The organism is Capsulimonas sp., assembly GCF_039929585.1.
Lineage (GTDB): Bacteria > Armatimonadota > Armatimonadia > Armatimonadales > Capsulimonadaceae > Capsulimonas.
The window spans coordinates 1-20,008 of the sequence record NZ_JBDSQY010000146.1; the positions used below are offsets into that span (position 1 = coordinate 1).

Annotated in this window: 17 protein-coding genes; 11 read left to right on the forward strand and 6 right to left on the reverse strand. The window is 61.7% G+C overall.

What is annotated here, in order from left to right; all coding sequences use genetic code 11:
* On the reverse strand, positions 1 to 1,261 hold a 1,261-nt coding region (locus tag ABIZ35_RS10035), incomplete at its 3' end, for a DUF512 domain-containing protein (protein ID WP_348219756.1).
* Positions 1,262 to 1,445: 184 nt separating this feature from the next.
* Between ABIZ35_RS10035 and ABIZ35_RS10040 the strand changes: the two genes are divergently transcribed.
* The 4 genes from ABIZ35_RS10040 to ABIZ35_RS10055 all read left to right on the forward strand — a co-directional run bounded on the left by ABIZ35_RS10040 (position 1,446) and on the right by ABIZ35_RS10055 (position 4,735).
* A complete protein-coding gene (locus ABIZ35_RS10040; RefSeq protein WP_348219757.1) occupies positions 1,446 to 2,084 on the forward strand; it encodes a sigma-70 family RNA polymerase sigma factor in 639 nt (212 codons plus the stop codon).
* A 71-nt stretch (positions 2,085 to 2,155) separates the two neighbouring features.
* Positions 2,156 to 2,563, forward strand: coding sequence for a hypothetical protein (locus ABIZ35_RS10045; protein ID WP_348219758.1), 408 nt, complete (start codon positions 2,156 to 2,158; stop codon positions 2,561 to 2,563).
* Positions 2,529 to 3,887, forward strand: a complete 1,359-nt coding sequence (locus ABIZ35_RS10050; protein WP_348219759.1) for an NfeD family protein — start codon at positions 2,529 to 2,531, stop codon at positions 3,885 to 3,887. The genes ABIZ35_RS10045 and ABIZ35_RS10050 overlap by 35 nt, the downstream gene beginning before the upstream one ends.
* Complete coding sequence (locus ABIZ35_RS10055; protein WP_348219760.1) at positions 3,884 to 4,735, forward strand: PD-(D/E)XK nuclease family protein; 852 nt, start codon at positions 3,884 to 3,886, stop codon at positions 4,733 to 4,735. The genes ABIZ35_RS10050 and ABIZ35_RS10055 overlap by 4 nt, the downstream gene beginning before the upstream one ends.
* A gap of 107 nt (positions 4,736 to 4,842) precedes the next feature.
* Here the strand turns inward: ABIZ35_RS10055 and ABIZ35_RS10060 are convergent, their stop codons facing one another.
* The 5 genes from ABIZ35_RS10060 to mtaB form a co-directional block, all read right to left on the reverse strand.
* Positions 4,843 to 5,886, reverse strand: coding sequence for an ABC transporter permease (locus ABIZ35_RS10060; RefSeq protein ID WP_348219761.1), 1,044 nt, complete (start codon positions 5,884 to 5,886; stop codon positions 4,843 to 4,845).
* Positions 5,879 to 7,465 (reverse strand): ABC transporter ATP-binding protein, encoded by a 1,587-nt coding sequence (locus tag ABIZ35_RS10065; protein WP_348219762.1) that lies wholly within the window; start codon positions 7,463 to 7,465, stop codon positions 5,879 to 5,881. Before ABIZ35_RS10065 ends, ABIZ35_RS10060 begins: the two co-directional genes overlap by 8 nt.
* A 184-nt stretch (positions 7,466 to 7,649) precedes the next feature.
* Positions 7,650 to 8,657, reverse strand: coding sequence for a BMP family protein (locus ABIZ35_RS10070; RefSeq protein ID WP_348219763.1), 1,008 nt, complete (start codon positions 8,655 to 8,657; stop codon positions 7,650 to 7,652).
* 35 nt (positions 8,658 to 8,692) lie between these two features.
* Positions 8,693 to 9,034 (reverse strand): histidine triad nucleotide-binding protein, encoded by a 342-nt coding sequence (locus ABIZ35_RS10075; protein WP_348219764.1) that lies wholly within the window; start codon positions 9,032 to 9,034, stop codon positions 8,693 to 8,695.
* A complete protein-coding gene (gene mtaB, locus ABIZ35_RS10080) occupies positions 9,031 to 10,392 on the reverse strand; it encodes a tRNA (N(6)-L-threonylcarbamoyladenosine(37)-C(2))-methylthiotransferase MtaB (RefSeq protein WP_348219765.1) in 1,362 nt (453 codons plus the stop codon). Before mtaB ends, ABIZ35_RS10075 begins: the two co-directional genes overlap by 4 nt.
* Positions 10,393 to 10,527: 135 nt before the next feature.
* On the opposite strand from mtaB, the gene ABIZ35_RS10085 reads away from it, so the two are divergent.
* The 7 genes from ABIZ35_RS10085 to ABIZ35_RS10115 all read left to right on the forward strand — a co-directional run bounded on the left by ABIZ35_RS10085 (position 10,528) and on the right by ABIZ35_RS10115 (position 19,882).
* Positions 10,528 to 11,031 (forward strand): ferritin-like domain-containing protein, encoded by a 504-nt coding sequence (locus ABIZ35_RS10085; RefSeq protein WP_348219766.1) that lies wholly within the window; start codon positions 10,528 to 10,530, stop codon positions 11,029 to 11,031.
* Positions 11,032 to 11,312: 281 nt separating this feature from the next.
* Positions 11,313 to 13,712, forward strand: a complete 2,400-nt coding sequence (locus ABIZ35_RS10090; protein ID WP_348219767.1) for a hypothetical protein — start codon at positions 11,313 to 11,315, stop codon at positions 13,710 to 13,712.
* An 11-nt stretch (positions 13,713 to 13,723) separates the two neighbouring features.
* On the forward strand, positions 13,724 to 16,234 hold the full coding sequence (locus ABIZ35_RS10095; protein ID WP_348219768.1) for a hypothetical protein: 2,511 nt from the start codon (positions 13,724 to 13,726) through the stop codon (positions 16,232 to 16,234).
* Between the two features lie 282 nt (positions 16,235 to 16,516).
* Complete coding sequence (tnpA, locus tag ABIZ35_RS10100) at positions 16,517 to 16,801, forward strand: IS200/IS605 family transposase (protein WP_348219769.1); 285 nt, start codon at positions 16,517 to 16,519, stop codon at positions 16,799 to 16,801.
* A gap of 4 nt (positions 16,802 to 16,805) precedes the next feature.
* Complete coding sequence (locus tag ABIZ35_RS10105; RefSeq protein WP_348219770.1) at positions 16,806 to 17,054, forward strand: transposase; 249 nt, start codon at positions 16,806 to 16,808, stop codon at positions 17,052 to 17,054.
* Between the two features lie 223 nt (positions 17,055 to 17,277).
* Positions 17,278 to 17,916, forward strand: a complete 639-nt coding sequence (locus ABIZ35_RS10110; RefSeq protein ID WP_348219771.1) for a DUF4255 domain-containing protein — start codon at positions 17,278 to 17,280, stop codon at positions 17,914 to 17,916.
* Positions 17,891 to 19,882 (forward strand): ATP-binding protein, encoded by a 1,992-nt coding sequence (locus ABIZ35_RS10115; protein ID WP_348219772.1) that lies wholly within the window; start codon positions 17,891 to 17,893, stop codon positions 19,880 to 19,882. Before ABIZ35_RS10110 ends, ABIZ35_RS10115 begins: the two co-directional genes overlap by 26 nt.
* Positions 19,883 to 20,008: the final 126 nt, after the last annotated feature.

Here is a 20,008-nt window from a genome sequence, read left to right on the forward strand (position 1 = left end):
CGCCCATCTCGTTTCCCATCGCATTCAAAGCTTCGGAGATGTCCTTGCCGGTCAGAAGACCGGCGACATTGATGCTGCCCTCGAAGAACGTGTTGTGTACGGCGCAGACATTCACGCTGACGTTCTCGACGGTATTGAAACTGTCGGCAAGGCCCTGGAGCAGCGGCTCGGCGAGCTTGCCGGTGACCATGGTGGCGGTGCGCGGCGTCTTGACGCTCGCAGGCAGCTTGCGGGCGACCTTGCGGGCATCGTCCATGAACAAGCGCACGAGCCCCACCCCGTCTTCCAATTGCGGAAATCCTTCGTATTGCTTTGCTGCGGGGATCTCCACGCCAGCGTTGAGATAGAACTCATCGCTCAAAAAAGCGAAGTTCGTGCCGAGTTCTTTTCGATAGCGCGTGCGCCACTCTTCGGCCTCGGCCAGCAGGGATCCGCAGAATTCGGGACTGCAAGTCGTAAGCGCCGCGAGGCGGTCGCGGAACTGGGTCAGGCCGACGGGGACGATCGCGACGCTCAGCACGCCGCCGTATGTGCCGCGCGCTTCGGGATGCAGCTCAGACAGCTCCTTCACGGTTTGCGCAAGCTGTTCGCCGTCGTTGTAGCCGGGACAGAGAACGACTTGACCGTGGATCTGGATCTTGGCGTCCGCGAGCATTTGCAGGCGCGGCAGGATCGCCTCCGGACCTTTGCGGCCGAGCATGCGTCCACGCACTTCGGGATCGGTCGCATGGACGGAAACAAAGAGCGGCGAAAGCTTCTGGTCGATGACGCGCTGGAACTCGGACTCGCCCATGTTGGTGAGCGTGAGATAGTTTCCATGCAGAAACGAAAGACGGTAATCGTCGTCCTTGATATACAGCGACGAACGAAGGCCTTTCGGCTGCTGATACAAGAAGCAGAACACGCACTTGTTTTTGCAGATATGAACACGGTCAAAAAGATCGTCGCCGAACTCGATCCCCAGATCTTCGTCGTAGCCCTTGCTAATCACGAAGTGCATCGGGCCGACGTTCGGACGCTCCACATCGAGCGTGATCTGCTCGCCGGCGCTGAGAAATGCAAAGTCGACGATATCGAGTACGGGGTTGCCGTTGACGTTGATCAGCACGTCGCCAATCTTTATCCCCGCTTCGTCGGCGGCGCTGCCAGCGTCGAGGGTCAGCACCGTGGCCCGCTCGGCGCGTGGCCGGCGAATCACGCTGTTTTCATCCGCCATCGGTAAAGACAGCGTTTTATTGCGGACAAAGGTCTCGGAATTCATTGCCATAACGCCTTATTATACCGCAATGGGCGCTGGAACATGGGTTTGGGTACACTAACATTGCAGACGGCGAAATTATTTGCTACAATACTTTATTGAAAGCGCAACTTTTTGCGCAGCGCCGTGTCTCACTCGACAGGGGAAAGAGTTACCGCAGGATATGCAGCCCGCCGCGAGTTCCCGTATGAGCCTCTCGATTATCTCGGCCCCACGGCTCGATCCGGACGTCGCCCTCGTGCGGCAGTTCCGAGCCACGGGTAATCCGGCCGTCTTCGAGACGCTGTTTAAAAAATATCAGGCGCCTGTCTTTCATCTTGTTTATCGCATGGTGAACGGCGAGGAAGCCTATGACCTGACGCAAGAGGTGTTTTACAAAGCCCTGCGCGCCCTTCCGGCGTTCAAGGGCAATTGTAAGTTCAGCACCTGGCTGTTTACGATCGCAAAGAATACCTGTCTGAACCATATTCGCGAAAATAAACGCCGCGATGAGGTGGAAGACTATTCTCTGAATGAAGAAACGCCGCAGGGCGAATCGGGCCGGGATGTGCCGGATGAGGACGCCGACGTCAGCCGCATCGTGGAAATCCGCGAATTGCAGCGCGTGGTGGACAAAGTCCTTTCACAGCTCACGACCGAACAACGCCTATTGCTCACACTGCGTGATTTTCAGCAGCTCTCCTATGAGGAGATTGTGGAGATCACGGATCTTTCGATGGTGAACGTCAAATCCAAGCTCCACCGGGCTCGGTTGGCGTTCAAACAGAAGTTTCAGCCCTATCTCGGTCTGATCAGTCCAGACCTGGGAACCAATCCGGATCGCTGACGCTGTTCATATGATGACTAGGAAATTTTGAGTGTTGACAAAATTTGAGTATTGATGGGAGATGTTGTACTGTGACCGAGCAAGAGGCACGCGAACAGTTTTCCGCGTATTTAGAAGACGAACTGGACCCAGATGCGACCGACCGGTTTCAAAGCTACTTAGCCGCGAACCCGGAATGCGCCGCCGAGCTGATCGATTTCGAGCGGACGGTGGCGCTGATACACCGCCTCCCCGCGCACGAGCCGGCTCTGGACCTATGGACGGAGTTTGCGCCCCGCATGGCGGAAGTGCGCAAGGAAATGAAGATGGGCATCCGGCAGCGCTGGCGCTTCCGATGGTTCAACTTCCTCTCTTCGGTATCTGCGGGAGTTATTCTCTATACGCACGCTCTGGCGGAGCGGACCCATGGCCGCCTGGAGCGCTACTTACTTCAGGACCCATTTCATGTTTACGAAGGGCGTGGCGGCGATGGTCGATAACGGTATGGGCGGGCGTCTTGCGCGACTCGCCCTCAGTGTCTTTGTTTTGGTCCTGATGGCGACAATCGGTCTCGTTCCCGCCGCGCGCGCGGATGCGCCGCGCGTTCGGGTCGTCGAAGTTCATGGGCATATCAACGGCTCGGTGGCCTCATTTGTCAACGAGCAGCTGGATTCCGCCTGGAAAGACGGCGCCGCCGGGGTGATCCTTGATGTGGACACTCTGTCGGGCGATGATGACTCCGCGAACGAGATCAAGTCTTCTATTATCTCGCACACCCAGTCGCTCCCTATCGCCGTTTACGTTCACGATCACGCCATGGGCGCCGGCGCCATCATTCCGCTGGCCTCAAAGACCGTGGTGATGTCGCCGTCCGCGATCCTCGGCGGAGCCGGCTCCAGCAAAGCGAAGGCGGACTTCAAAGCGGCGGCGGCGGCGCTTGGGCGAAACCAAGCGATTGCGGGCGCCTTTGTCTCTGCGGACGCCCCCTTGCCCAGCCTCGGCGTCGCGAATGCTGGGGATTCGCTGACGATGACCGCGCAGCAGGCTCAAACGGCCGGCTTCGCCACGGCCATCGCGACCGACTACCCTGGCGTCCTCACGGCGATGGGTCAGCAGTCGGCGAGTATTGAGACGGCGCACTTCAGCGCCTGGGTCGCGTTTGCCCGCTGGATCGTCCTGCCGTGGGCGACAATCCTGCTGCTCGCGCTCGGGATCGCGCTGATCATCGTCGAGCTTCTGACGCTGCATACATGGGGGCTTGCGGGAATCGCCGGCGGCCTGCTGCTTGCACTGATCTTCGCTGCCCATATTGCCGTGGGCCATGCGTCGTATGTCGGGATCCTACTCGTCCTCGGCGGGGTCGTGTTTCTGCTCTTTGAAACGCACCTATTCCCTGGACATGGAGTTTCCGCGATCATCGGGCTGGGCTTGGTAGGCGTCGGGATGTACTTCGCCCTCGGCGGCGCGCAGAACGGAGCGCTCTACGCCATCAGTGGTTCTCTGCTGATGACCGTCGGCATCCTGGTGGCGTTCTTCATCTACCTGCCGCGCAGCCGGGTTTGGAACAAGATCGGGCAGCCGATGATGCAGACGGCGACGCAGGGCTATGTCTCCAGTGAAGACTACACTGGATATCTCGGCTCGGTTGGCGAGGTCACCAGCGATCTTCGCCCGTCCGGCATCGCTGAGTTCCAGGGAGTGCGAATGCCGGTTGTGAGCGAAGGCGCCTTTATTTCCGCCGGAACTCACGTAGAAGTCGTGCTCGTTCAGGGCAGCCGTATTGTGGTGGCGCCGGCCGCGTCGGTTGGGTACACTTCGGTATGACCGAAGTCCCCAAACCGGCGCGGGCAAGGAAGCCCGCCGCGCCGCGCAAGCCCAGAAAGCCGGAGTTCTCCCCCACCCGCATCAAGACATTTCTCAGCTGTCCAATGATGTACCGGCTGGAGTATATTGATAAGGTCGGCCGCTTCTACCACAAATCGCGCGCCGGCTTTTCCTTTGGAACGTCCCTGCACTCCACCCTGCAAAACTTCCACGAATCCGGCGGCAGCGCCGCTGTGACATCGGAAGAACTCGTGACACGCCTCGATCAAGACTGGATCCCCCAGGGATACGCGAGCGCCGAACAAGAACAAGAGCATCGGATCGAGGCCGCCCAGATCCTGACCACGTACCACGCTCTCGCCACCGAGCGCGCAGACCTCACCCAAACCTTCCTCACGGAAAAAATGCTCAAGTACGATATGGGCGAGTTCGTCCTCACCGGCCGCATCGACCGCATCGACGAGCACCTTGCCGACGGCGCATTAGAAATCGTCGACTACAAATCCGGTCGTATGAGCGTCACCGAAGCCGACGTCAAATCCGCCCTCGCCATGTCCGTTTACCAATTGCTCGCCAAACGAAACAACCCCGACCGCCGCGTCTTCGCCACCATCCACGCCCTGCGCGGCGGCGTCACCGCGTCCTGCGCGTACACCGACGAAGAACTCGACGCCCTCGAAGACGACCTGCGCGGCATCGGTCTCATGATCCTCGAAAGAGACTTCGAGTCCGTCCGCCCCGAACCGCTTCCCGATGTCTGCCCCTGGTGCGATTTTTTGCCGGCGTGCACACGGTATTGGAGAGCGCAGCGACGGGACTATATCTCGGAATTGGGATTGGAGGATTAGAATGCCAGATGGAATTATCCAAGCTATCCGTGAAGGTTTAACGGCAGCTGATCGTGGCGAATTAAAACCTGCGATGCAGTTATTTGAGGAAATGAAGGCGAAGCTCGTTACCCCGCTGCACTTCGTCTCATCGCCTGAATCTGCTGCGACGCCAGCAGCGCCAGAAGTGTTACTCCCTGAATGACGTAGATCAATACGCTGGAGACGTGGGCGCTGCGCTCCATGCTGCCGGAGCCGGCGCTGAGGGCGCCGAAGAAAAGGGCGGAGAGGGCGATGGCCCAGGGGTTGAGGCGGCCGAGCAGGGCGACGGCGACAGCGGTAAACCCGTAGCCGGGGGAGTAGTTTTCGTAGAGGGAGCCGATCTTGCCGGAGAGCTCGACGGCGCCAGCGAGGCCGCACAGAGCGCCGCTCCAGGCCATGGCCGAGACTTGTGTCCAGGCAACGTTAATGCCGGAGGCGCGGGCGGCTTCGGGGTTGTCGCCCACGACGCGCAGGGCGAAGCCGGCGGGGGTAGCGAAGAGATAGACGGTCACGACGACGATTGCCGCCAGCGCTAAGTAAAGGCCGAAGTGCAGAGTGGTGTCGGGCAAGATTACAGGCAGCTGGGCGTTTAAGGGCAGCGCTTCTGAGGCGGGCTGGGCGTGCGTGGCTTCCTGCATAGGGCCATGCAGAAGAAACGATAGCAATTGGGCGGCGACAAAGTTCAGCATGATCGTGCTGATGACTTCGGGGACGCCGCGCCAGGCGCGCAGCGCCCCGGCGATGGCGCCCCAGGCGGCGCCGGCGAACGCGCCCGACACCATGACCAGGGGAATTAAAATGGGAGCCGGCAGGCTATGCCAGCGGTAGGCGCCCACAGCGGAGGCGGCGATGGCGCCGACGAGGAATTGCCCTTCGCCGCCGATGTTCCAGATCTTCGCGCGAAACGCGATCGCCACGCCAAGGCCCGTTAGTAAAAGCGGGGTTGTGCGGTTGAGCGTATTCCCAATGTCATAACGGCTGCCGGCGGCGCCTTGATAGAGGGCCGTCAGCACATCGCCGATATGCGCGCCGGCAAGAGTGACGACGAGGGTTGTCAGGCCAGCGATCGCCAGAAGCGTGATTGCGGCCGTGAGCAGCCAGCGTCCGAAGCTGCGCGCCGTATTAGCCATGACCCACGACCTGCTTTCCGCCCATCATCAGCCCCAGCGTCTCGCGGGGCGTATTCGATGGAACAATCCCCACAATCCGACCTTCGTACAGCACGGCGATGCGATGGCTCAGCGCGACAATTTCATCCAGCTCCGTCGAGACGAGTAAGATCGCCCCACCCTCCGCCGCCCGCTCGCGCAGCTTGCGATGAACGTAAGCCGTGGCGCCGACATCAAGGCCGCGCGTGGGACTGGCCGCGATCAGCAATTGCGGCTGACCGCACAGCGCCCGCGCAATCACGATTTTCTGCTGATTGCCGCCCGACAGTGACCCGGCAAGCGTGGACAATCGGTCCGTCCGGATATCGTAATCCGTGAGAAGCTGCTGGCTGAACTCTCGCAGCTTGCGGCGGCGCAGCCAAAACCCTTGCCGGAACGCCGTCTGACGCGTCGCCTCCAGCGCCAAATTCTCCCCCACGGACAATCCCAGCGCCAGCCCCTCACGATGCCGATCCGGCGGGATAATCGCAACGCCAAACTCTCGGCGCTCCCGCACGCCCATCTGCCGCATCGACTGCCCCAAGAATGCGGCTTCGCCGGATTGCCACGCGCGCAGCCCCTGAAAGATCTGTATCAATTCTGCTTGACCGTTGCCGTCGACACCCGCTACGCCTAAAATTTCGCCGGCGTTGATGGAAAAGGTCAAATCCACCAGCGCGGTCTCCATCGGTCTTGGCTTGGTGGAGACTTTGGTAAAGGAAACAATCGGCTGTGCCTTTGTTACAGCAGGCTCGGTTGGATGCGGATGCGCGGGAGCGTCAGACGTTTCGAGATCGTGTTTCTCCGCGCTTCCCACCATGCGACGCGCAAGATCATTGGGGTTGGTGTCGTCGATCGTCACCGTACCGACCGTCTTGCCACGGCGCAGAACGGTGACGCGGTCGCAGAGCGACATCACTTCGGACAACTTATGGGAAACAAAGACTAGACTACGGCCCTCCTCGCGCAGCGTGCGAAGCACTCGGAAAAGCTCCAAGGTTTCCGTGGGGGCAAGGACGGCGGTCGGTTCGTCGAAGAGTAAAATACGGGCGTCACCCAGCAAGGTCCGCACGATCTCCACGCGCTGCTGCGTTCCTACCGGCAGGTCGGCGACAAGATTGTCCCAGGGGATGGTCCATCCAAGACGCGCAGCGATGGCCGTGGCGCGCTCACGCGTTGCCGCTTCCAGCCCAGGCAGCGCGCCGGAGGCCGTCGCCTCCGCAAGCGCCAGGTTCTCCACGACTGTCATACTTGACACCAGCATGAAGTGCTGATGCACCATCCCGATCCCCGCCGTCCGCGCGTCTTTCAGGGTGAACGCTGAATGCGTTTGCCCATCGCACACGATTTCGCCGCCGTCCGGTCGAAGCAGGCCGCGCATGATCTTTAGGAGTGTGGATTTACCGGCGCCGTTTTCGCCGAGCAGGGCGTGGATTTCGCCCGGGCGAAGTGTGAAGTCCACGCCGTCGAGCGCGGTGAACGCGCCGAAGCGTTTGGTGATGCGCTGGAGGGCGAGGGCTGTATTGTTTGGGTTGGATGGAGATGGCGGGAGTGTTGTCACGAAAGGGCAATCCCGATTTCTAGGACGGCCCTCACCCCCCAGCCCCTTCTCCCAATTCTGGGAGAAGGGGAGCCAGAATTTTGTTTTGTTCAGATCAGAAATTCTAACCTAAAATCCCAATCTTAATCTGGCTCCCCCTCTCCCAGAATTGGGAGAGGGGGCTGGGGGGTGAGGGCCACTCTTCTTACGGCGCGACTTTGATCTTGCCGTCTTCAATATCTTTCGCGGCGGCGGCGATTTTCGCCTTTTGATCGGCGGTCAGCACGTTCGCAAGTTTTGGGTTATCGACCAGCGTCACGTCGCCAGTTTTCAGGCCGATAGAGATGGGATGTCCCTGAAAATTGCCGGCTTTGACTTCCGTCGCGATGTCCGCGAACGCTTTCGGCACGTTGAGGACGGCGCTGGAAAGGACGTTCGGCGCTTTGGAGTTCTCGTCGGCGTTCACACCGAAGGTGTAGACGCCCGGTTTCGTTCCCGCCGTGTCGAACATGCCCTTGGCGGCGGCGTCGCAGTTGTGCGCGATGACGTCGGCGCCGCTGCTGAGCATCGCTTCGGTCTGCGCTTTGGCGGCGACAGGATCGGTCCAGCCGTTGATGTATGTGGTCTGGAACGTGAACTTGGGATTGACGGATTTTGCGCCATTGGCGAATGCGTCCGCCGCCATCTTCACTGGCGGGAAATTCTGCCCGCCAATAAATCCGCCCTTGCCGGACTTGGAAACGAACGCCGCCTCCATGCCTTGCAGGTATGTCCCTTCTTCCGTGGCAAGGTGGATTGGAACAAGGTTCGCGGCGGACAGCGTGCCGCCGGTCGTCACAAACACGACCTTGGGATACTGTTTGGCGACCTTCGCGGCGGCCGGGCCAAACTCATCGCCGTGCGCGAAAATCACGTTGTACCCTTGGTTCGCGAAGTCTCGGAAGGCGTCCTCAAACTGGCTGCTGTTCAGGCTCTCCTGCTTTTCGACCTTCGCGCCCAGATCTTTCTGGATCTTCATCAGACCTTCGTACGCCGATTGGTTCCAGCCGCCGTCAGTCACGGGACCGGTCGTCAGAAGAGCCACTTTGAAGTCGGCGGCAGGCGCGGGCGCGCCGGCGCTTGGACCCGGCTCCGTGCCTGTCTTCGGGCCGCAGCCGGCAAGCAAGCTGAGCGCAGCGAGAGAAAGAACCGAAAGTGTCTGAAAGCGTTTCAAAGAAGTGGTCCTCTGCTGTGGGATGTGGGTATTGCCTAAAATGTAATGGGGAGCGTTTTTCCGCCTAAGATGTGTACGTGCAGATGATCGACTGTCTGGCCGCCGTCCTTGCCATTGTTGATGATGAGACGGAACCCACTCTCACCGATCCCGGCGTCACGCGCGATCCGGGCGGCGGCTTCGAGCAAATAGCCAAGAAGAGGCGCATCCTCGGGCGCGGCGTCCATGAGATTGACGATCGGCTTCTTTGGGACGACGAGGATATGGACCGGGGCCGAGGGGTGAATGTCGTTGAACGCGATCACCTTGTCGTCTTCATAGACGATGGAGGCGGGAATTTCGCGTTTGATGATCTTGGTAAAGATGCTATCGCTCATTGGGAAATTGTCTCCTGCTTCATTCCAAATGCATCCCCGTCGACCAGAACGTCGGTGAGCGTCACGCGGACGATCTCGCCCCGCTTCGCGCCGCGCGCTTCGAACTGGACACGCACGTAGTTCCCCGTGTACCCGGAAAGCCAGCCATCCTGCGCGCCGCGCGCCTCCGTCAGCACGGAGACCGTTTGGCCGATGTGCTCCGCCGCGAACGCGCGCTGGCTCTCCACGCAGACGGCGGTCAGCGCCCGGTGACGGCGCTCTTTCTCTTCCGGATGGACATCGTCTTTCAAAAGCTCAGCGGCCGTGCGCTGACGGGGCGAGTATCGGAAGACATGGGTGCGGGCAAAGCGCATCTTGCGGGCGTAGGCGAGCGTGTTTTCGAACAGTTCCTCGGTTTCGCCGGGAAAGCCGACGATCAAATCTGTTGTGAGACCGATCTGCGGCATATGGACGCGCAGTTTATCGGCGATCTCTGAAAAGAATGCCGTATCGTATGGCCGGTTCATCCGCTTCAAAATCGTGTCGTCGCCGCTTTGCAGCGACAGATGAAGATGAGGGGCGATACTGGGATGGCTCGCCATCGCCATGATAATCTCGTCAGGGATCTCGACAGGCTGTACCGAAGAAAGACGAACGCGGTCGATGCCGGGGACGTCCGCGACCGCCGTAAGCACATCGGCCAGGCGCGCCCCGCCGCTGCCGGTCTCCGGGCCATAGGCGCCGACGCAGACCCCCGTCACCACGACCTCACGCGCGCCGCGCTCGGCCAGAAGCCTCGCTTCGGCGAGAACATGCTCGAAAGGCCGGCTCGCCATGGTATTGCGTGTGAAGGGAATGGAGCAGAAGGCGCAGAAGTACTCGCAGCCGTCCTGAATTTTGAGCACAGCACGCGTACGGTGCAGCGCGGCGGGCCCTGCGCCCGAGGCGTCGATCGCAATCAGCCCCGCCGGCGCGCTTTCGGGGAAGACGGCAATTGGGTCAACCATCGCGGGCGACGACGAGTATTGCATCAGATCGGGGAAGGCGTTCATCACATGCGCCACGGTGCGCATCTTCTCAGAGTTCGGAACCAAGAGCGCGGCGCCGTCCACCTCTTCGCTCGTATCGATCGCCAGCTGCGCGAAGCAGCCGGTAACGACGACTTTGGAGCCAGGATGCTCTCGGGCCGCCCGGCGCGCCATATAGCGGGACTTGCGGTCGGCGTCAGCGGTCACGGAGCAGGAATTGATCACATACACATCGGCCTGGCTTCGAAAATCCGTCACGGTAAACCCGTGCGCTTCGAAGCTTTCGGCGATGCGCTCGATCTCATATTGATTGACTTTGCAGCCTAAATTCGTAAACGCGGCGGTAGGCATCTTATCCAGCAGTGTACCGTATCACAGAAATGGGTGTCAACAAACGATAAACCGTAAGGCCGCGTGGTTTACCGAAATTTTCTTTCGGGAAGAACAAATCGGAAGCGACAACGCACCCTCAAGGAGACACAAACCATGGAACTCAAAGAACTGAACGACCTTTATATCGACGAACTCAAAGACCTCTATAACGCCGAGCATCAGATTCTGGAGGCTCTGCCGAAGATGGCGGACACCGCCACCTCCCCGAAGCTGAAGAAGGCGTTCCAAACACATATCAAGCAGACCGAAGTCCACGTGCAGCGCCTGGAGCAAATCTTCGAGAAACTTGGCGAAAAACCGACTGGCAAGGTTTGTAAAGCGATGAAGGGTCTCGTCGCCGAAGGCGCCGAGATGATCAAGGAAGACGCCACGCCGTACGTCAAGGACGCCGGTCTGATCACCTCCGCCCAGCGCGTGGAGCACTACGAAATGGCGGGTTACGGCTCAGTCCGCACCTTCGCCAAGACCCTGGGCTATGACGATGCCGCCGCACTGCTTCAGACCACGCTGGACGAAGAGCAGCAAACGGACCTCAATCTGACGGCTTTGGCCGAAGCGACCATCAATGACAAAGCCATGGCCGGCGCGACGAAGTAGCCTGTCTCGGCGCTTCGGTCTCTCTATAATAGCCTATCCCGGCCTTCGACCGGCCCATTGAGTGACCCACCCCGTCGCTTCTCGCCACCCCCTCCCTTGAAGCAGGGAAGGGTTGAAAAAGAGATTCTCGGACGAAAGCCGTCTGCGACATCAATTCCTAATACCCTTCCCTGCTTCAAGGGAGGGGTGGCGCGAAGCGCCGGGGTAGGTCATAACGGGTAGACGAGGATAGATCACTCTGCTTCGCAAAAGTTTTGTAAGTGTATTTTAAGGAGATCGAGTTGGCGCTTCAAGCAAGTACGACCGGCGAGCCGCTTCCCAATCCGACCCGCAACGCGGGGTCGGGGACGATCTTGACCGTCCCTGCGGGCGGGCGGATCGAGGCCGAGTGGGATTTTGTGAACGACAGTCCGGATGTCGCGGGGTTTCACCTTCAGGCCGATGGGCTGCCGTCGGAGGATTGGGTAAGCGGAACCGGTGAGCCTTGCTCCACGTGGGCGGCGGCGAGCGGGAGTGGATGCATTCGTCTTGCGCTGGCGCCGCCGCGCGAGGCTGCGCCCGGCGATTACCCGTTCCGAGTGTCCGTGATTTCCGGCGGCGCCTCGGTCGGCGCGGGCGTCGTTTCGCTCATTCTGCGCGTTACGCCTGCTCTGGCACTGGAAGAGCCGGAGACCGTTGTCGCCGAGCCTGAGCCGACGATTGAGGTGGGGACTGCGGTTCCGGCGGTGGAACCGTCAATCGAGCATCGGGTAGTGGCGCCTGAGACGGTCGTCGAGACCTCGCCTGTTTCCACTCCCTTGGTTCCTAAGAAGACGCCGAAGACCAAAGTGGCTCCCGTAAAAGCGGCGCCCGAACCGGTGGCCGTGGCTCCAGTTGTGGAGCCGCAGGTCATAGCGCCTCCCATCGCCGAGCCGCAGGTGGTGGAGTATCCGCCGGACGAAGATTCGGAAGCGCCAACCGTGCAGTCATGGACGCCGGCCATTGTTCCTGAGGTCAAGCCGCCGCCGGTGACGGAACCCATGAAGCCTGTACCGCCGAAGCCGCCCGTGGCGGAGCCGATTGTCTCTGCGCCGCCGAAGCCGCCGGTCGTGGAGACGGTTACGCCCCCGCCTCCTCCTCCTTCGAGGCCTGAGCCGGTCGAAGATCAGCTGCCTGTGATTGACTACGATCCCAATCCTCGCCGTAACAACGAGCCCGAACCGGAGGAGGAAGAGGAGCAGGCGCCGGCGGAGCCGTCCATTGTGGATCCGACCGATGGAACGGTGATTTCGCTCTGCCCGGGCGAGTCGCGCTGGGTGCGCTTCACGTTTATCAACGACAGCGCACAGGAGCGGACGTATATTCTCGACGAAGATAGATCACTGGACCTGGGCTGGATTTCGCTCGTGCAGGATCAGGTGAACCTCACGCGCAATGGGCGCGGCGAAGTCTCGATACGGCTGACGCCGCCGAAGAACGCCGAGCCGGGCGATTATCCGTTCCTGGTGACGGTGGGCTTGCAGGGCGGAACGCTGACGCCGGTGTCGCTGACGCTCTCGGTGCTGGCGACGCCCGCTGTGCGGCTTGCGGCGAAGATGGCCTCGGTGACCGTCGGCCCAGTCGGCTGTGATGTCAATTTTCCATTGACCGTCGATAGCGCCGGGAACGCCGATACGGCGTTTCGGATTGCGGTGAAGTCGCCCGAGGCCCGGACGAACTCTACCGAACCGGCGGGGCCGGAGTTTATTTATGAGACGGCGCAGTGGCGCTATCTCTTCGATCGGGAATTGGATACGCTGCGCTCCCCGGCGTCCGGTCGCGCCCCGCAGCCGGTGTCCATTCGGCTCAAACTGCGGCGGCGTGGGATCTGGTGGTTCGGGTTTCGAGAGGCTCATCAGGTGCGGGTCAGCGCCGCTCCCGTCACGGACCCGCTGAACGGCGGCAAGCCGGGCAACACGGTCGATCTCACGGCGACCCGATGGCGTCTGCTGCCGTTTCCCTGGTTTGTCATGGTCCCGATTGTTTTGATGCTGATGCTCTACCTTTCCGGAGGCGCGTCGTCGCTGGAGGTTCCGGGAGCCTATCAGGACGAGGCGGGGCAGTACTGGGTGGCGACTCCGGCGGGAGAGAAAAAAGACCTGACGCTGAAATGGACAGCGGCGCCTCTCGCGCTGCTGCGCCTGACGGGGCGCAACGGCGATACGCCGATCCTGAGCGCCGTGAAGGCGGGAAGCGGCGCCTATTCCGATCAAGTCACGGTCAGCAGCCAGGATCGCAAGGTCACGAACAACTATCGGATCAGCCGCTGGATCGGCGGCGGGGACCGGGACGCCGTGGTGTCTTTCATCTTTACGCGCGGGGATACGCCGCTGCTCGTGACCGACGCGGTGACGCATCAGCCTTTGACGGGGACCGATCTGAACCTGGTCGTTCCGGCGTCGGGATATGCGCGTTTGGATCTGCGTAACATGTCGCCGCAGTCGACGCGTATTGATTGGTGGCTGACCAAGGGGCTGCACGACACCTCGGCGTTCCAGTTCTCTTATATCAAGAACTCGGGATCGATCGAACAAGGCGGCGTGGAGCATTTGTTGATCAAGCGCCGTCCCACGGCGGAAGCTGGCGCGGCTGATCGCATCGTCTTCGTGACCACCGACGCCACCCGGCCGGTCGTCACCGTCAACCTCACGAGCGGGCAGTAAGGAGACCAACCATGAAACTGCTCCATTCTGAAGTCGAAATCGTCCCGGGGCGTCCGGGAATGCGCCCGCCGGTCTGGCCGATCCCGGAGACCCAGCCGATCCCCGGCAGCGCCGTCGTGCGCCTTACCAACGACACGCCGCGTGAGAACGCCTACACAATAAAGCTCCGCTGCGACGAGCCGTTCTGGCAGGACAGCTGGTGCACGATCGTTGCGCTGCCCCCAAGCCGCGACAAGGCCGAAAACGCTCCGCCCGCCGGCAAGCCCGATCAGCGCGGTCCGCACGACCGCTGGGTCAAGCTCTACGTGCCGCGCGGCGGCACGCGCGATGTCCTGTTGCGCTTCAATGTGCCGCAGACCCCCGAATCCCGCGCCGGCCTGTATCATTACACGGTCGAAGTCGAGACGCAGGTGATCGGCGCGACAGGAACGGGCCGTCGTGGTGAGCGCGTCGCCAAGCTGCCGGCTGTCGCCACGATCCGCCCCTTCTACAAGTGGGGAATCGACATGGCGCCCGAGCAGCCGCGCGTCGGCCTGCTGCGCCGTTCGGCTGAGTTCGAAGTGGTCGTCACCAATGAGGGCAACGACTGGCTGTACTGCGATCTTCAGATGCCGCGCCCAAAGGACTTACTGCTGGAGGCCCCGGCGCTGCTGCTCGCCGTGCCGCCGCCGGAGCCGGGCGAAATGCTGAGCAGCGCGGCGGGCGACGAGCCGCGTATGGGCGTGCAGCGGACTGTGCCGCTGAAGGCCGCGACCCGTCTCCGGATCTTCCGGGGCGAGGTGACGGCGCAGTCGATATTGCTCAACGCCATTCGCGTGGATGCGCCGTCCGTCGCGCCTCCTTTGACGGATGCGTCTTACGAAGGGTGGGGCGCGGTCGTCGCGCGCGATACCGATGAGACGCAGCGCCTTCCCGGAGATAGGTCGCTCAACTACTGCCCGCCGATTCCGGCAAAGCTGACCGACTTCTTCACCCGCAGCAACGGCGCTCTGCGTAACCTTTTGATGACCGTAATCGGCCTGGTCGTGGGCTTCAACTTGCTGGTGATCATGTACGAAGACGTCTGGCGCAACAATGTCCGGATCGAGCCGATGAGCACCCAGGTCGCGGCGGGCGGGCAGCTCCCTGTCCGGGGCGAATGGCTCCCTGGCTCCAAGATCATGCTGAACGGCCAGGAGACGGCGGTGAAGTTTGGGGTCGATACGCATCGCGCCCAGGTCACCGTGCCCACCGATCTCGACGGCAAAAAGGCGCGCCTGTCCGTGCAGCGCTTCGTGCGCTTCCTGCCGTTCCTGACGCCGCTGCTGCCGTCGTCGTCGTCGAACATCGACATTCAGGTGGGCAATCCGCCGCGCGTCGTGGTCCAGGGCAATTCGTTTCTGGCGCTTCCCAGCCGGCAGTTCATGCCGGGCGAGGTGCTGGAGCTTCGCGGCGGCGGGTTAGGCGCTAAGGGCAAGATCTACCTCGGCGGCGATCCGGCGACGGCGCGAAAATGGACCGATGACACGATCTCGCTCTCCATCCCACGCACGACTCCGCCTGGTCCGCTTTCGGTCGCCGTGTATTCTTCGGACAACAAGCCGATTCTTGCGAGCGGAAGCGTCAACATCGGCGACCCGATGGCGGCGGTCCGCGCCGCGCAGCAGGAAGCGGCGCAAAAGGCCGACGCACAAAAAGCGGCGGACGCGCAAAAAGCCGCTGCTAATCAAGCCTCCGCCGAAGCCGCGAAACAAGACGCCGCCGCGCAGGCCGCCGCCGCCCAGCAGGCCGCTCAAAAAGCGCAGCAGCAGGCGCAGACCGACCCCGGCAACGCGCAGCTCGCCGCCGAAGCCGCTCGCCAAAAAGAGGCGGCTGCCCAGGCTGCCCAGCAGGCAGCCGCCGCCAAGCGCCAAGCCGCGCTCCAGGCGCAGACCGCCGAGCGAGCGCGCCTCGCCTCCGCGCAGGCCGAAGCGGCCGCCACAAAGCGCCTCGCCGCCTTACGCGCGGCTGAAGCCCGCCGCGCGGCGCAGCTGGAAGCTCAGCGCCAAGCGCAGATCCGCAAGAACCAGACGCAGCACAATAATCCCGGGCCTGGCCCAGGTCCGGGGCCTGGACCTTCGATTCCCATCGCCGACCCCGGCAAGTCGATGGCTCTGACACGTCAGGGCTACGATCTGAGCAGCCAGGGGCAGTACGCCGAAGCGGTCTCCCTGCTCCAGCAGGCGCTCGACATCGATCCCACCAACACGAGAGCGCGCGACGGCCTCGTAACCACGCTCAACAATGAAGCGACGGAGGCCGGGCGCAGCCAGAAGTTCGACGACGCCATCAAGATGCGCCTCCAGGCGCTGACCGCGAAGCCCGACGACGACTTCACGAAAAAGAGCCTCGCGCTCTCGTATTACAACTACGGGATCACGCTCTATAATGGCGGCCAGAAGGACAAAGCGGTCGATCAGTGGAAGCAGACACTCAAGTGGGCGCCGCCTGGGGAACAGCTTGCGTCGGACGCGCAGAAGATGATTAGTAGGGCGGGGCGGTAATTAGGCTTCGGTTTCCCTGCATACTTAGGGAATTCCGGCCCCTCCGCCCCAATGCCTTGCGCGCGGGTTCCCCCGGCTTTAGCCTGGGTGGGGAAGCGCGTCCTGGGAACCATTGCCACGCGGGGGGGCATACCTATCTCCCCTTCACTCGCTCTATAATTGCCTGCGCCGTCGAAAGCGTAAATCGAATTGGGGCATTGGCTTTGCGTAATCGGCTCTCTTGAGCATCGGTTTTGCGTAATTTACTCTTGGCTTGGAAGGCTTGCGTGATATACTCTTTTCATGGATGCTCCCGATATTCCAGACAGTCGTTCCGATATCCCGGACAGTCGTTATTGGACCGGCGCACATACGAAACATTGCTTACGTTACCACCTGGTCTGGATCCCTAAGTACCGGCAGCGTTTGCTGACGGGAGTGATCGCGCATCGCTTACAGGAATTGCTTCACCATGCCTCTGCTGTGAACCGATGGCGTATTCATGAGTTGGCGATCCAGTCCGATCATGTCCACTTGCTTTTGCAAATCCACGCCAGCGATCGCATCAGTGATGTGATGCAGCGTTGATGTGATGCAGCGTTTGAAAGGCGGAACGAGCTATCGTCTTCGGCAGGAGTTTCCCGATTTGGACGAGTTTCTTTGGGGCGACTCGTTCTGGGCGCAGGGTTATTTTGCGGAGACGGTCGGCATGACACAGGAGCGAGTGATCCGTCAGTATATTCGCAATCAAGATATTCGTAATCAAGAAACTGACAATCAAGAATCTCATATTCAGGAAACAGACACGCTGTCTGGTCAACGAAGCCTCTTTGACGAGTGAATTCCTGTGAGACTGCATCCGAGAGATCCGAATTTCTTTCAAAAGCATTGGGCTTTAGCCCGTTGTACTTTACTTCTGGGGGACCGGAAAATGCCAATCTCCGAAATCGGGTCCCCCAGAATTGGGGCGGAGGGGCCATCCTAAATCTGTGGGCGGAGGGGCGAATTCTGAATTCTCCAGAATGGTCCGGGGGCATCTTCCCCGCAATAGAAACGAGTAACCCATGGCGCATAGCTTGATCCTCGCATCGGTGACGGCCATTTTGAAGAACATCGTCGAGAACGGTCTCGTCGATCGCGCCGTCACGACCAGTATCGGTGGGGACGCCGTCGTCTCGGCGTCGTCCCCGGACCGGATCACGACCGGCGCGGATGAGAAGCCGCAGATCAATCTGTTTCTCTATCAAGTACAGCCCAAGGGGCTGTACTCGCAGAGCCGTCACGCCGATCCAGAGGAGGCGGGCGTTGGGTATCCCGTGAGCTTGGAGCTGTATTATCTGGTGACGGCTTATGGGGCGCAGGACTTGCAGATCGAAGTGCTGCTCGGCTGCGTTTTGACGCTGCTGAGCGAGCAGGGGACGCTGACGCGTGAGACGATCGGGTCGATTCTGACGGCGCTTTCTTCGAACAAGGGCGGCCGGGTCGTCAACCCGATGGCGGCGACGCTCGCCGATCCGAAACTGCTCGATCGGCTGGAGCAGATTAAGATTTTGCCGCAGACGATGAACCTGGATGAGATCTCGCGTTTGTGGACGACCTTGCAGGCCCGTTACCGCCCTTCGGCGATCTATAAAGTCATGGTGACGATCCAAAAAGACGTCCCGGCGGGGAAGCCAAATGAGCCAGCTCAATCGGTGGCATGAGGAAAACCAGCAGGCGCTCGCGGCGGCGCTCGCGCGCGTGCGCCGCGCGCTGGAGCGCCATGTCGCGCATGTGAAGGGTGGGGACCAAGCCGCAAATCCGCCCTCGTCGCCGGAAGAAAACGCGGGGCCGGATGCGTCCGCGCTCGGGCATGTCTGCCGCGTCTTTGGTCTGTCTTCCTTCGAGCGCGACATTCTGCTGCTCTGCGCTGGGATGGAGCTTTCCGCCGGATGGGCCCTGCTCTGCGCTGAGGCGCAGGGCGATCCCACACGCGCCTATCCCACCTTCAGCCTCGCGCTCGCGGCGCTGCCGGACGCCCACTGGAACGCCCTCGCGCCGACCGCGCCCCTGCGCCGCGCGAAGCTGATCGACCTCTCCCCCTCCAGCTCTCTCACCGCCGCCCCCATGCATATCCAGGAGCGCGTGTTGCACTTCTTGACCGGCGTGGAGTATCCCGACGAGCGCCTGGCCGGGCTGATCGAGCCGTCGCGGCGTTCGGACGAATTGGTCCCATCCCATCGCGAGGTCGTGAAAAAGATCGTTGCGGCCTGGTCGTCTTCTGGGGAGGCGTCGGCGCTGCCGGTCATTCAGCTTTGCGGGGATGACCGGGAGGCGAAGATCATGATCGCGCATGCGGCGGCGGCGGCGATTGGGCGCGGATTGAGCATCGCCGCGCCCGACGCGCTTCCGGCCAGTCCCGCCGACGGGGAGGCGATGCTGCGGATCTGGGAGCGCGAGGCGGCGCTCGGAGGCCTTGCGCTGCTGATTGACTGCGACGATCTGGATGCTTCAGACGCCACGCGCGGCGCGGCTGTCACTCGGCTTATCGAGCGCGCTCCGGGCGTTGTGTTTGTCGCCACTCGGGAGCGCCGCCGCCCGGGACTGCGCCCGGTGGTCTCATTTGATGTCCGTAAGCCGACGATCGCCGAGCAGCGCGTCCTGTGGCGCGGCGCCCTTGGCGACGCCCATGCGCTGAACGGTCATGTGGAGATATTGACCTCCCAGTTCGATGTCGGCGCGCAGACCATCCGCGCGGCCGGCGCTGAAGCGCTGGCCGCTGTCGCCCAGTCGGCTCTGGATCCCGATGCGCCCGAGGACACGGCGGGGACATTTAAAGCGGCGGTGTGGGACGCCGTCCGGTCGCAGGCGCGTCCGCGCTTGGACGATCTGGCGCAGCGCATCGAATCCCACGCCGGCTGGGACGATCTCGTACTGCCCGAGGCCCAGCGGCTGATCCTGCGCGATATCGCCGCCCATGTCCGGCAGCGCGCCACGGTTTATGAGACGTGGGGCTTCGCCGCCCAGGGCTCACGCGGGCTTGGCGTCAGCGCCCTCTTCGCCGGGTCGAGCGGTACAGGTAAGACTATGGCCGCCGAGGTGATCGCGCGCGAGCTTCGTCTCGATCTCTATCGAATCGATCTGAGCTCGGTCGTCAGCAAGTATATCGGCGAGACCGAGAAGAATTTGAAGCGGGTCTTCGACGCCGCCGAAGAGGGCGGCGCGGTGCTTTTGTTCGACGAGGCGGACGCCCTGTTCGGCAAGCGCAGCGAGGTCAAGGACAGCCACGACCGTTACGCCAACATCGAAGTGAGCTATCTGCTGCAAAGAATGGAAAGTTATCGGGGGCTGGCGATCCTCACGACCAACCTGCAAAGCGCATTGGATACGGCGTTCCTGCGTCGCCTGCGCTTCGTGGTGCAGTTCCCGTTTCCCGACCCCGTACAGCGCGCCGAGATCTGGCGGCGCGTCTTTCCGGCGGACGCGCCGACGCATGATCTGGACGCGCAGAAACTGGCGCGGCTGACCATGGCGGGCGGCAATATCCGTAATATCGCTTTGAACGCCGCTTTTCTCGCCGCCGACGAAGGCGCCGAGATCGGCATGGTCCACGTACTGCGCGCCGCGCAGTCGGAATATGCTAAACTGGACAAAACGCTCACGGATTCGGAAGTGGCGGGCTGGGTATGACGCAGTGAGCAACCCTGGGAGTAACCCATGAAACAACGTGCAGCATTGTTACGCAAGCGCAGTGCGCCGGAAGCCACGGCGGCTGCTGGCGCTCCTGAAGTTTTGCGCGCCCCCGCTGGCGGGGGC